Annotated in this window: 12 protein-coding genes; 3 read left to right on the forward strand and 9 right to left on the reverse strand. The window is 66.3% G+C overall.

Going from position 1 to position 12808, the window contains the following annotated elements:
- Positions 1 to 98: 98 nt before the first annotated feature.
- A complete protein-coding gene (locus ACODSC_RS03510) occupies positions 99 to 566 on the forward strand; it encodes a hypothetical protein (RefSeq protein WP_488811831.1) in 468 nt (155 codons plus the stop codon).
- A 50-nt stretch (positions 567 to 616) separates the two neighbouring features.
- Here ACODSC_RS03510 and metH read toward each other — a convergent pair whose 3' ends face one another.
- Genes metH through ACODSC_RS03535 form a run of 5 tightly spaced genes read right to left on the reverse strand, consistent with a single transcriptional unit; the run spans position 617 to position 6738 of the window.
- On the reverse strand, positions 617 to 3280 hold the full coding sequence (gene metH, locus ACODSC_RS03515; protein ID WP_488811833.1) for a methionine synthase: 2664 nt from the start codon (positions 3278 to 3280) through the stop codon (positions 617 to 619).
- The gene (locus ACODSC_RS03520; protein ID WP_488811835.1) at positions 3280 to 3747 is read right to left on the reverse strand and encodes a hypothetical protein; all 468 of its coding nucleotides are present in this window, start codon (positions 3745 to 3747) and stop codon (positions 3280 to 3282) included. The genes metH and ACODSC_RS03520 overlap by 1 nt, the downstream gene beginning before the upstream one ends.
- The gene (locus tag ACODSC_RS03525) at positions 3744 to 4838 is read right to left on the reverse strand and encodes a homocysteine S-methyltransferase family protein (protein ID WP_488811837.1); all 1095 of its coding nucleotides are present in this window, start codon (positions 4836 to 4838) and stop codon (positions 3744 to 3746) included. Before ACODSC_RS03525 ends, ACODSC_RS03520 begins: the two co-directional genes overlap by 4 nt.
- A complete protein-coding gene (metF, locus tag ACODSC_RS03530; protein ID WP_488811839.1) occupies positions 4838 to 5779 on the reverse strand; it encodes a methylenetetrahydrofolate reductase [NAD(P)H] in 942 nt (313 codons plus the stop codon). The genes ACODSC_RS03525 and metF overlap by 1 nt, the downstream gene beginning before the upstream one ends.
- Positions 5779 to 6738 (reverse strand): ArsR/SmtB family transcription factor, encoded by a 960-nt coding sequence (locus tag ACODSC_RS03535; protein ID WP_488811841.1) that lies wholly within the window; start codon positions 6736 to 6738, stop codon positions 5779 to 5781. The genes metF and ACODSC_RS03535 overlap by 1 nt, the downstream gene beginning before the upstream one ends.
- 119 nt (positions 6739 to 6857) lie before the next feature.
- Here ACODSC_RS03535 and ACODSC_RS03540 point away from each other — a divergent pair, with 119 nt between their 5' ends.
- Positions 6858 to 7259: an EF-hand domain-containing protein gene (locus ACODSC_RS03540; RefSeq protein WP_488811843.1), complete on the forward strand. Its 402-nt coding sequence runs from the start codon at positions 6858 to 6860 to the stop codon at positions 7257 to 7259.
- Between the two features lie 5 nt (positions 7260 to 7264).
- Here ACODSC_RS03540 and ACODSC_RS03545 read toward each other — a convergent pair whose 3' ends face one another.
- The 3 genes from ACODSC_RS03545 to ACODSC_RS03555 all read right to left on the reverse strand — a co-directional run bounded on the left by ACODSC_RS03545 (position 7265) and on the right by ACODSC_RS03555 (position 11509).
- Positions 7265 to 8191 carry a 2-hydroxyacid dehydrogenase gene (locus tag ACODSC_RS03545; protein ID WP_488811845.1) on the reverse strand — a complete coding sequence of 309 codons (927 nt, stop codon included), beginning with the start codon at positions 8189 to 8191 and terminating at the stop codon, positions 7265 to 7267.
- A gap of 29 nt (positions 8192 to 8220) precedes the next feature.
- Positions 8221 to 9888 (reverse strand): energy-dependent translational throttle protein EttA, encoded by a 1668-nt coding sequence (gene ettA / locus ACODSC_RS03550; protein WP_488811847.1) that lies wholly within the window; start codon positions 9886 to 9888, stop codon positions 8221 to 8223.
- 862 nt (positions 9889 to 10750) lie between these two features.
- Positions 10751 to 11509: a 3-oxoacyl-ACP reductase family protein gene (locus ACODSC_RS03555; RefSeq protein ID WP_488812146.1), complete on the reverse strand. Its 759-nt coding sequence runs from the start codon at positions 11507 to 11509 to the stop codon at positions 10751 to 10753.
- Positions 11510 to 11598: 89 nt separating this feature from the next.
- Here ACODSC_RS03555 and ACODSC_RS03560 point away from each other — a divergent pair, with 89 nt between their 5' ends.
- Entirely contained in the window at positions 11599 to 12204 is a 606-nt protein-coding gene (locus tag ACODSC_RS03560; RefSeq protein ID WP_488811849.1) for a TetR/AcrR family transcriptional regulator, read from the forward strand.
- Here the strand turns inward: ACODSC_RS03560 and ACODSC_RS03565 are convergent.
- Positions 12195 to 12806, reverse strand: a complete 612-nt coding sequence (locus ACODSC_RS03565; protein WP_488811851.1) for a TIGR02466 family protein — start codon at positions 12804 to 12806, stop codon at positions 12195 to 12197. The genes ACODSC_RS03560 and ACODSC_RS03565 overlap by 10 nt on opposite strands.
- Positions 12807 to 12808: the final 2 nt, after the last annotated feature.

Consider the following 12808-nt stretch of genomic DNA (forward strand, 5'->3'; position numbering starts at 1 on the left):
AATTGAAGAAATCTGCAGCCGCGCTCGCCGCCGTCATCACTCTCGCGGGCGCGACCGCTCACGCTCAGGCGTCGAGCCAAGCTCAGGACGGTCCGATAGTGACCGGGAACCAGGGGGGCGAGAGCGCCGAAGCTCTTAAGACCCGCGAAGCGATCGCCTATGCGCGGCCGCTGCCGCGTGGGGCGCCCAGCGCCGACTATCCCTTGGTGGCCTGGTGTGACGCGCTGGTGACGGGTCATGCCGATCTGGGCGATACGCTGCCGGCCCATGCGCCCGAGGATGTGGAACTGGTCCGCCTGGGCCGGCTGGAGGCTCAGGATTTCCGCAGCGCCCTGGCCGTCGCGGCCCCGCGTCAGTCGGCGGCTTCCAAGGCTGAGGCCGAGCAGGCCGTCGCCGCCGTGAAAGCGCAGTGGGCCCCGTTGATGGCGAACACGGATGCCGAAGCGCGCAGCCAGTCCTTCGGCCTGTTCTTCGGTCTGCCCGGCCGTTGCGAACATGCTGCACGACGTATCCGCAACAATGTCACGACACCGCCTGCCACGCTGGAAAGCGTCGGCATCAACTAGGCGGCGTTCACGTTTTTGATGCGAAGAACGACGGCGGCTTGAGCTTCGGCTCAGGCCGCCGTTTCGCGTTTGGCGGCAGGGTCGTAGTTGAGGATGGGCGCCAGCCAGCGTTCGGCGGTCGCGACATCCCAGCCCTTGCGGCGGGCATAGTCCTCGACCTGGTCCAGATCGATCTTGCCGACGCCGAAATAGTGGCTGCCCGGATGGCCGAAATAGAGGCCGGAGACCGAGGCGGGGGGCGTCATGGCGTAGCTCTCGGTCAGCGCCATGCCGGCGTTGTCTTCGGCCTGCAACAGGCGGAACAGGGTGGCCTTTTCGGTGTGGTCGGGCTGGGCCGGATAGCCGGGGGCGGGACGGATGCCCTGGTATTGTTCGGAAATGAGGGCGTCGATGTCGGCTGTTTCGTCGGCGGCGTAGCCCCATAGCTGGGTGCGGACTTCCTTGTGCAGGCGTTCGGCGAAAGCCTCGGCCAGGCGGTCGGCGAGCGACGTGGCCAGGATGGACGAATAGTCGTCGCCGGCGTCCTTGAAGCGTTTGGCGACTTCAAGTTCGCCGTGACCGGCGGTGACGGCGAAGGCGCCGATATAGTCCTCGCCCTCTTCAGCGATGAAGTCGGACAGGGCGAGGTTCGGCTTGCCGTTCGATTTCTTGATCTGCTGGCGCAGGGTGTGGAAGCGGGCGATCTCCGTGTCCCGGCTCTCGTCGGAGAAGACGATGACGTCGTCGCCGTCGGCGCGGGCGGGCCAGAAGCCGACGACGCCCTTGGCCGTGAACCACTTCTCGTCGATGATCCGCTTCAGCATGACCTTGGCGTCCTCGAACAGGTCTCGCGCAGCCTCGCCAACGATCTCGTCGTCCAGGATCAGCGGATAACGGCCGACCAGCTCCCAACTGGCGAAGAAGGGGGTCCAGTCGATGTGGTCGGCCAAGTCCTTCAGATCCCAGGCGTCGAAGGATTTCACGCCGATGAAGGACGGCTTGCCGGGCAGGGGCTGGGTCGGGTCAATGCGGAAGCGGTTCTCGCGCGCCTGTTGCAGCGTCGCGCGGGCCTTGACCTCCTGACCACGGGCGTACTGCTCGCGGATGCGGATATATTCGTCGCGGGTGGCGGCTTCGTTCTTGGCCCGGTCGGTCTTGGACAGCAGGCCGGAGACCACACCGACGGCGCGGCTGGCGTCGACGACATAGGTGGTCGAGCCTCGGCGATAGGCGGGCTCGATCTTGACCGCCGTATGGGTGCGGCTGGTGGTGGCGCCGCCGATCAGCAGGGGGATGTCGAAGCCGCGCCGCTCCATCTCGGCGCCGACGAAGACCATCTCGTCGAGCGACGGGGTGATCAGGCCGGACAGGCCGATGATATCGACGTTGTGCTCGACGGCGGCGTCCAGGATGCGGTCGGCCGGGACCATGACGCCCAGGTCGATGACCTCGTAGTTGTTACATTGCAGCACGACGCCGACGATGTTCTTGCCGATGTCGTGGACGTCGCCCTTGACCGTGGCCATCAGGATCCGGCCCGCCTGTTCGCGCGGCTTGCCGGCCTTCTCCGCCTCCATGAAGGGCTCCAGCCAGGCGACGGCTTGCTTCATCACACGGGCCGATTTCACCACCTGTGGCAGGAACATCTTGCCCGAGCCGAACAGGTCGCCGACCACGTTCATCCCATCCATCAGCGGCCCTTCGATGACGTGCAGGGGACGTTCGAATGAGAGGCGGGCTTCTTCCGTGTCGGCGTCGATATATTCGGTGATGCCGTTGACCAGGGCGTGGGCGATGCGGGCGGCGACAGGCTGGTCGCGCCATTTCAGATCGACGACGCGCGCGACGCCCTTGTCGCCCTTGTAGTTGGGCGCGATGTCGACGAGGCGTTCGGTATTCGAGACGTTCGTCCGCTGCGGGCGGTTCAGGATCACGTCCTCGACCGCCTCGCGCAGGGTCGGGTCGATGTCGTCATAGACGGGCAGGTCGCCAGCGTTGACGATGCCCATATCCATGCCCGCCTGGATGGCGTGGTACAGGAAGACGCTGTGGATGGCCCGGCGCACCGGCTCGTTGCCGCGGAAACTGAACGAGACGTTGGACACCCCGCCGCTGATCCGGGCGTAGGGAAGAGTGGCCTTGATGACCTTCACCGCCTCGATGAAGTCGACGGCGTAGTTGTCGTGCTCCTCAATCCCCGTCGCCACGGCGAAGATATTGGGATCGAAGATGATGTCCTCGGGCGGGAAGCCGACCTCGTTGACCAGGATATTATAGGCGCGGGTGCAGATCTCGATCTTGCGGGCGGCGGTGTCGGCCTGGCCCACCTCGTCGAAGGCCATGACCACGACGGCGGCGCCATAGCGCAGGCATTTGATCGCATGATCGCGGAAGGCCTGTTCGCCCTCCTTCATGCTGATCGAGTTGACGATGGGCTTGCCCTGGACGCACTTCAGGCCCGCCTCGATCACCTCCCATTTGGAGCTGTCGATCATCACCGGCACGCGGGCGATGTCGGGCTCGGCCGCGATCAGGTTCAGGAAGGTCCGCATGGCGACGACGCCATCCAGCAGGCCCTCGTCCATGTTGATGTCGATGATCTGGGCGCCGGCCTCGACCTGCTGGCGGGCGACGTCGAGTGCGGCCGAATAGTCGCCCTCGACCACCAGCTTGCGGAATTTGGCCGAGCCGGTGACGTTGGTCCGTTCGCCGACGTTGATGAAGGTGGGGCGCATTAGGCGAGTGGTTCCTGCCAACCTGTGATGGGATAGGAATGCACTTTTCGTGGCCCCGCCTTGATCAACCGTTGTCCTGTCTCGCCTTGTCCGATCCAGGAGAATTCGTTCAGGCCCCTCGTCGTCAACATCACTGCGAAGGCAGGCATTAAGCTCAACTTCATCGTTACATATCGAACCCGGCCATCACGGCAGGCGTCCAAGACGGCCAGTACCCAGCGGGCGTTGGCGGCAGTCATCGGAATTTCATCTTCACCGGCGCTGCCAAGAGAAAGCGATAGGTCCGTCTCGGACGCGCTTACCTCCAGGCGAGGACGTCTAGGATCGACTGGGTTGGTCCAGATGTAGATTGCATCATGGGAGCGACGAAAGCGTGCGCGAAAACCAGTATCAAGGTTGGAGACAAAACTTTCGAGGTCGTCAGAAAACGCTTCGAAATTCTCTCTGGGAATTTTGACCTTCATCACGCCACCATCTCGAACGGTTCGAGCCCTGACAGCCGCAGGGCCACCGGCCGTTCCGGGATCGCGCGCGGCTTCAGCGGCGAGACTTCTTCGGCCACGTGGCGGATGTGGTCCGGCGTGGTGCCGCAGCAGCCGCCGACCATGTTGACCAGCCCGGAGGCGGCCCATTCCTCGATGAAGTGGGCGGTCTCGTGCGGTTCCTCGTCGTACTGGCCCATGGCGTTGGGCAGGCCGGCGTTGGGATAGGCGGCGACCAGGGTGTCGGCGACGCGGCTCAGTTCGGCGATGAAGGGGCGCATCAGGTCGGCGCCCAGGGCGCAGTTGAAGCCGACAGCGAAGGGTTTGGCGTGGCGCACGCTGTTCCAGAAGGCCTCGGCCGTCTGGCCCGACAGGGTGCGGCCTGAACGGTCGGTGATGGTGCCGCTGATCCAGATCGGCAGGGCGTCCATGCCCTCGTCCTCCAGGTCCTTGATCGCCTTGATTGCGGCCTTGCAGTTCAGCGTGTCGGTGATGGTCTCGATCAGATAGAGGTCGACGCCGCCGTCGTTCAGCGCCTTCACCTGATGGCGATAGGCCTCATAGACCTGGTCGAAGGTGACCAGCCGCGCGCCGGGATCGTTCACGTCGGACGACATGGACAGCATTTTGTTCAGCGGGCCGATGGAGCCGGCGGCGAAGCGCGGCTTTTGCGGCTCCTTCTCCGTCCAGCGGTCGGCGGCGGCGCGGGCCAGTTTGGCGCCTTCCAGATTGATGTCCCACACCGCCTGGGCGTCCAGGGCGTAGTCTTCCTGGGCGATGGTGGTGCCTGAGAAGGTGTTGGTCTCGGAGATGTCGGCGCCGGCGGCGTAATACTGGTCGTGGAGGTCCGAGATGATGTCCGGGCGGGTGATGCAGAGGATGTCGTTGTTCCCCTTCATCTGGTGCTTCTCGTCATGGCCGTTGGCGGCGACAAAGCGGTCGGCGCGGAAGTCGGCTTCGGACAGGCCGCGCCGCTGGATCATCACGCCCCAGCTTCCGTCGAGGACCAGGATGCGTTCCTTGGCCGCCTGATGCAGGGCGGCGATGCGTTGTGCACGGGTGAGGGGGGAGGTCATTACGCCACAGCCTTGGTTTCACGCACGCCCAGCACCCGGCAGATCGCATAGACCAGGTCCGCGCGGTTCAGGGTGTAGAAGTGGAAGTCGGAGAAGCCCTCTTCCTGCAGACGCGCGCAGGTTTCGGCGGCGACCGAGGCGGCGAGCAGTTGGCGGGTCTCGGGATCGTCGTCCAGTCCGTCGAAATGGGCTTTCAGCCAGTCGGGAATGCTGGTCCCGCAGGCGCCGCACATCCGGGTCAGGCCGGCGAAGTTGGACACCGGCATGACGCCGGGGATCAGCGGAATGGTGACGCCCGCCGCCCTGACCCGATCGCGGAACCGCAGGAAGGCGTCGATGTCGAAGAAGAACTGGCTGACCGCGCGGGTGGCGCCGGCACCGACCTTGGCCTTCAGCACATCGATGTCGTGGTCGATGGAGGGGCTTTCGGGATGGCGTTCGGGATAGGCGCCGACCGTGACGTCGAAACCGCCGGCGCGGCTGATGGCCTGGGTCAGTTCGGTGGCGTTGGCGTAGCCGTCGGCGCGGGGCTGATAGACGCCGCCGATCCCGGACCCGCCGGGCGGGTCGCCACGCAGGGCGACGATGTGATCGACGCCGATGGTCTTGTAGCCCGCGATGACCTCATCGACCTCGTCGCGGCTGGCCTCGACGCAGGTCAGGTGGGCGGCAGGGCGAAGCGAGGTCTCGGTGATGATGCGCTGGACCGTGCGGTGCGTCCGCTCACGGGTCGAGCCGCCCGCGCCGTAGGTGACCGAGACGAAGGCGGGGTTCAGCGGCTCCAGACGGCGGATCGCCTTCCACAGATTGGCCTCGGCCTCGTCCGTCTTGGGCGGGAAGAATTCGAACGAGACGCGCACGTCGTCACGGTTGGACCCGGCGCGAGCGACAGGGCCCAGGGGCGACAGCAGCAGGGCGCGGGCGTCAGCTAAGGAGGCCATCAGGCGGTCTTTCTGTCCTGGACGCGGCGTTCCGCCGTCCAGATGGTCACGGTCAGGCCCTCGGCGTCGTGCGGCAGGGCGATGGGGGCGGACGGCGTCAGGCCGCCGTCCAGCAGCCAGCCGTTGATCTCGCTGTCGGCGAAGCCCAGGCGGCGATGCTGGTGCGCCTCGCGCATATGTTCGAAGTCGTGGGGGGCGAAGTCGATGATGACCAGGCGGCCGTTCGGGCTGACCAGGCGAGCGGCCTCGGCGACGGCGGCGGACGGGTCGGACAGATAGTGCAGAACCTGGTGCACGATCACCAGATCGGCGCTGGCGGCGGGTAGGCGGGTGGCGAAGATGTCGCCGTGGCGCAGCTCGACCTTGTCCAACCCGGCCTTGGTGACATTGGTGCGGGCGATGTTGAGCATGTTCTGGCTGAGATCCAGCCCGACAGACATCTTGGCCTTCTTGCCGAACAGGGTCAGCATCCGGCCCGAGCCGGTGCCCAGGTCGACGACGCGTTCGAACGGCCCGGGGCCGACGGCCTTTTCCAGGGCGGCCTCGACGGCGGTCTCGCTGACATAGAGCGAGCGCAGGCGATCCCACTGGGGCGCGATCTGTTCGAAATAGGTGACGGCGGCTTCCTCGCGATCCCTGCGAACCTCGTCGAGGCGGCGGTGATCGGCCTCGCCGGCATCGTCGGCCAGGATGTCCAGCACGGTGTCGATCAGGCGGCGGGCCTGGGCGTCGTGCGACAGGCGGTAATAGACGCGGGCGCCATCGGGGAACCGTTCGATCAGGCCGGCGTCGGTCATCAGCTTCAGATGACGCGACACGCGAGGCTGGCTCTGGTCCAGAATACGCGACATCTCCATGACCGAAAGCTCCTCGCCGGCTAGCAGCGACAGCACGCGCAGACGGGTGGGTTCGCCGGCGGCGCGCAAGGCTTCGACAGTCTGGTCAGCGGACAGGCTCATACGGTCATATAAAGATATCCTTATATGATTATGCAAGTGAAATCGTGGTCTTCGGATTGGGGCGACGGGAAAACTTCGCGCGTTCGTTGAAGCAGAAGTCACCTTATTGGAGCAGCCTTATGCGCGTCCTTCTGATCTCCGCCTTCGCCGTCGGCCTCGCCGGTCCTGTCCTGGCCCAGAGCGACTTTCCCGAACCGCCCATGCCGCAGATGTCGGGCAGCCAGATGGGCGGCCAGATGGGGGACATGCGTCCTCCGGAACGCGAAACCCTGGCCCAGATGAAGGCGCGCACCGAGCAGATGTTCAACCGCATCGACACCAATCATGACGGCGTCGTGGACGCGGCCGAACTGGCCAACGTCCGGGGCGGCCGGATGGTGGCCCGCGCCGACGCCAACGCCGACGGCCGCATCACCGAGGCGGAAATGACCGTGAGCGTCGATGCGACGTTCAAGAGGCTGGACAAGAACGGCGACGGCGTCGTGACCGCCGACGAACGTCCGCAACGCGGCGCTCGCTGAGCCGATCACCCTACAGGCGTCTTCAGCGGTTCGCCCGCGAAATGCGCCTGAAGGTTCTGCATCAGCAGCATCAGCATGCCCTGCACCCCGGCCGTCGTGGCCCCGGCGGTGTGGGGCGTCAGGACGATGTTGGGCACGTCGGCCCAGCGGTTCGGGTCGGTCGGCTCCTCGATGAAGACGTCCAGCGCAGCTTGGCCGAGCGCGCCTGATCTCAGGGCCGCGATCAGGGCGTCCTCGTCGACGACCTGGCCGCGCGATACGTTGACCAGCAGGCCGTCAGGGCCCAGCGCCTCAAGCACCTCGCGCGAGATCAGGCCGCGATTGGTCTCGTCGGCCTTGCAGGCGACGACGAGGATGTCGCTCGCCTTCGCCAGGGCGAGCAGGCTCTCGGCGCGCGGCCATTCGGCGTCGTGCGGACGCGGCCCCCACCAGTTGATGTCCATGCGGAAGGCTTCGGCGCGGTCCGCGACAGCCTTGCCGATGGCGCCCAGGCCCACGATCCCCAGCTTCTGGCCGCCCATGGACGCGGTGATGGTGCGGGTCTCGGCGGTCCAGCCGCCGGCGCGGACCTGGCGGTCGCCCGAGGCGATCTGACGACGCGCCGCCAGGATCAGGCCCAGGGCGTGGTCGGCGACGTCCTCGTGATTGACGCCGGGGGCGTGGGTGACGGGCAGGCCCCGTTCGCGGCACCAGTCCACGTCGATCCCGTCATAGCCCGAGGTGAAACAGGCGATCAGATCGAGGTTGGGCAGGCGTTCGATCAGCGCCTTGTCCAGCGCAGCCTCGCCGGCGACGACCAGGGCGCGGATGTCGTGGGCGGCCTCGATCGGCGGGCCTTCCCAGAAGCGATAAACGTCATAGGCGCTCTCCAGAATCGGCGAGAGCGGGGCGAGATGCCGCTGCATGATGAGAACGGCGGGGCGTTGGGTCATGCAGCGGCTCCTCTGGTGGGATCAGGCGATCAGCGCCCGAACTTCTGGTGCTGGAGGCGTTTGGGGATGATGCTGTCGGCGCCCAGGCGGCGCATCTTGTCCTGTTCGTAGGCTTCGAAGTTGCCTTCGAACCATTCGACATGGCCTTCGCCCTCGAAGGCGAGGATGTGGGTGGCCAGACGGTCGAGGAACCAGCGATCGTGGGAGATGACCACGGCGCAGCCGGCGAACTCTTCCAGGGCCTCTTCGAGGTTCTGCAGGGTCTCGATGTCCAGATCGTTGGTCGGTTCGTCGAGCAGGATCAGATTGCCGCCCGAGGCCAGGGTCTTGGCCAGGTGGACGCGGTTGCGCTCACCGCCGGACAGTTGCCCGACCTTCTTCTGCTGGTCGCCGCCCTTGAAGTTGAACGATCCGACATAGGCGCGGGTGTTGATCTCGCGCTTGCCGACCATCATCACGTCGGTACCGCCCGAGATGGCCTGCCAGATGGTTTCGTCCGGCTTCAGGTCGTCGCGCGACTGATCGACATAGGCCAGCTTGACCGTTTCGCCGACCTTGATCGTGCCGCCGTCGGGCTGTTCCTGGCCGGTGATCAGCTTGAACATGGTCGACTTGCCGGCGCCGTTGGGGCCGATGACGCCGACGATGCCGTTGGGCGGAAGCTTGAAGGTCAGATTGTCGAACAGGGTCTTGTCGCCATAGGTCTTGGCCAGGCCTTCGACTTCCAGCACGACATTGCCCAGCCGCGGTCCGGGCGGGATCTGGATGTGGGCGTGGGTCTGGGCGCCGCGCATCGATTCCTGCTCGTCCACCATCCGCTCATAGGCGGCCAGACGGGCCTTGGACTTGGCCTGACGGGCCTTGGCGCCGGAGCGGACCCAATCCAGTTCGCGGCTGAGGGCGCGCTGGCGGGCTTCGGATTCCGAGTTTTCCTGAATGACGCGCTTGGTCTTGGCTTCCAGCCACGAGGAATAGTTGCCCTCGTGCGGGTGGCCCTTGCCGCGGTCCAGCTCCAGCGTCCACTTGGTGACGAGGTCCAGGAAGTAGCGATCGTGGGTCACCAGGATGACGCAGCCGGGGAAGTTTTCCAGGTGGTGCTGCAGCCAGGCGACGGATTCGGCGTCCAGGTGGTTGGTCGGTTCGTCGAGCAGCAGCATGTCGGGCTTGGACAGCAGCAGGCGGGCCAGGGCCACGCGGCGCTTTTCACCGCCGGACAGGTTGGCGACCTCCCAGTCGTCGGGCGGGCAGCGCAGGGCGCCCATGGCCATTTCGATGCGGCTGTCGATGTCCCAGACGTCGCCAGCGTCGATCTTCTCCTGAAGGGCGGTCATCTCCTCCATCAGCTCGTCGGTGTAGTTCTCGCCCAGTTCGGCGGCGACGGCGTTGAAGCGGTTGACCCACTGCTTCTCTTCGCACCAGGATTCGACGTTCTCGCGGACGTTCAGGTTGGGGTCGAGCTGGGGCTCCTGCTCCAGATAGCCGCGCTTGATGCCGTCGGCGGCGCGGGCCTCGCCGGTGAACTCGTTGTCCAGGCCGGCCATGATCTTCAGCAGGGTGGACTTACCCGAGCCGTTGACGCCGACGACGCCGATCTTGGCGTCGTTATAGAAGCTGAGCCAGATGTTCTCGAAAATCTTGCGGCCGCCGGGGAAGGTCTTGGTCAGACCCTGCATCTGGAAAATATATTGCTGCGCCATGAGGTGCGGTTTCGCCCTTCGGGTTCGTCTAACGGGGAGGATGGGGCGGATGTAGCGATCCCGAGGCCTGAGAGCAAATAAGGCGACGGACAGGCGTCTTCAGCCTCGCGGCGCAGGGGCTGCGAAGTTGGCGGAGGGCTGGGCGGAGCGCCGGGCCTTCGCCCGGAGTGTGAGTTTGTAGTACCGTTTCGACGAAGGATATGACGCTCCGCGCGAAGGGTTGGCCGCAGGCAGGGGGCTTTTAAGCGGCGGTTCTTACGCCTCCCCCCCAATGCCGACGACGGGCAGGTCGGGGCTGCGCGCCCCGATCCCTGGTCCGGCCGTGGTTCCCACCCCGACCCTCGTTACGACGCTTCAGACACCGGGCGGACCCGACCGATAAGACGCCGAACTCGCACGGGCCGTCTCAGACCCGCCCCCGTTCTCTCCGCTCCCGCCGCCGCAAGGTCGCAGGCCTTACGAGCCCTCCATGCGACGAGACGGGATCAGAATACGCGCGTTTGGGAGGGGGGATGGGAGATGGGCGACATAATTCGCCAAGCGACTGGATTCGTTGGGAAGGCACCAGCGTCATTGTGCGGGTTGGGCTAGAAGCCGGCCCCCGCCATTCCACCCCCACTCCCGTCATCCTCGGCCTTGTGCCGAGGACCCACGGCTAGGCGGACGCGGACGTAAAGGACGATGCAACACAGTGGATGCGCCTTGCTGGTGATCGTGCGGCGGACGGGTGGATCCTCGGCACAAGGCCGAGGATGACGGGGTGAAAAGGGGAGAGGCGTCTGTGGGACGTCTAGAGCCCCTCCATCAGGCTGCGCGTGGTCTTATCCCCACGATTTGGGGGAGACGCCGATCCGAACCTCGGTTACGCCGCTGCGCCGCCGTCGACCAGGATGCTGGTGCCGGTGACGAAGGATGCGCCGGGGCCGGCGAGGAAGGCGACGGCGGCGGCGATGTCGTCGGGTTGGCCGAAGCGGCCGAGCGAGATGCCGCCAAGCATGGCTGGCGCGTTGGGGCCGTCGGAGGGGTTCATGTCGGTGTCGGTGGCGCCGGGCTTGACCAGGTTGACCGTGATCTTGCGCGGGCCCAGTTCGCGCGACAGGCCCTGGTTGAAGGCCTCGAGCGCCGACTTGGTGGCGGAATAGACGGTCACGCCGGGGAAGGGCACGCGGCTGGCCAGCACGCTGCCGATCGAAATGATCCGGCCGCCTTCGCCGATGTGGGCCAGGGCGGCCTGGGTGGTCAGGAGGACGCCGCGGAAGTTGACGTTGAGCAGGGCGTCGATGTCTTCCAGCGATTGTTCGGCGAACAGGCCGCCGCGGCTGATCCCCGCGTTGTTGACCAGGATGTCGAGGCCGCCCAGACCGGAGACGGCGCCGTCGACGGCGGTCTTGGCGCCTGCCGCGCTGCCGGCGTCGGCCTGGATGGCGACGGCCTTGCGGCCCAGGGCGCGCAGTTCGGCGGCGAGGGCCTCGGCGCGGTCGGCGGACTTTTCATAGGTGATGGCGACGTCGGCGCCGTCGGCGGCCAGTTTGCGGGCGATGGCGGCGCCGATGCCGCGGCTGGCGCCGGTGACGAGGGCGCGTTTGCCGGAGAGGGGAGGGACATGGGAAGACGGCCTTATCTGTAATGATCGATAAAGAACAGATGGCGCGGTTGTCTCTGCTCCGCAAGGGCATTATCTATCGATCGCTATAAAAAAGGAGAGCCGCCGTGTCCGGCCGTGGACGACCCCGCAGTTTCGATCGCGCCAAGGCGCTGGACACCGCCATGCGCGTGTTCTGGGAAAAGGGGTACGCCGGGGCCTCCATGGCCGAGCTGACGGCGGCGATGGGGGTGGCGGCGCCCAGCCTGTACGCCGCGTTCGGCGACAAGGCCGCCCTGTATCGCGAGGCGGTGGCGCTCTATCTCAACACCGAGGGGCGGGCCCTATGGGGCGCGCTGGAACAACCGACAGCGCGGGCGGGGGTCGAGGCGGTGCTGCGCGGGGCGGCGAGGCGGTTCACGTCGGGCGAGGCGCCGACCGGATGTATGGTCATGCTGAGCGGCGCCCAGCCGGAGGCCCTGCCGCCCGAAGCCTGCGCGGAAATGGCCGAGCATCGGCAGGGCGCGGCCGTGGGGATCGAGGCGCGGCTGAAGCGGGCCGTGTCGGAGGGTGAGATGGGCGCGGGCGTCGATGTGGCCGCCGTCGCGGCCTTCTATGCGACCGTCCATAAGGGACTGAGCCTCAGCGCGCGGGACGGGACGTCGCGCCAGGAACTGGACTCGGTGATCAGCTCTGCGATGGCGGCCTGGGGGCCGTTGACCGGTCAGGCGTAGTTGAAGCTGATCGAGATCCGGTCGGCCTTGGCCAGGTTGGTCGGGACCTCGTGCCGCAGCCAGCTTTCCCACATCAGCACCGTGCCGGCCTGGGGCTTCAGATAGACGAAGGGGCGTTCGGCCTCGGTCGCGTCGTCGGTGACGGACGGCCGCGCCATCATGAAGGGCAGGCGGGGGTCCTCCAGCTTCAGCGACGAGGCGCCGTCGGGGACGTCGATATAGACGGTGCCCGACAGGAAGGCGTGCGGGTGGATATGGCCGGTGTGGCCGCCGCCGGGCTTGAGGATATTGACCCACAGATTGTCGAGGCGGGGCTTCCTCGCCAGGTCGAAGTTCAGCGCCTTGGCGTAGGCGACGGCGTGACGGTCCAGGTGGCGTTTCAGCTCGGCGAACTCGGGGAAGCGCTGGGGCAGGTCGTTCAGCGAGCCGTAGGAGGTGTAGCCGCGATAGGCGTTGGCCTTGCACCAATGGCGGCCGGCCTCGTCCTCCTCGGCCATCATGCGGATGACGTCGATCAGCTGTTCGTTGAAGTCGGGCCAGCCCCGGCCGTCGGCGAGGCTGGCTTCATAGACCTGGGTGACGAAGAGGGGGCGCAGGGACATGG

The organism is Brevundimonas sp. FG128 (genome assembly GCF_057809775.1).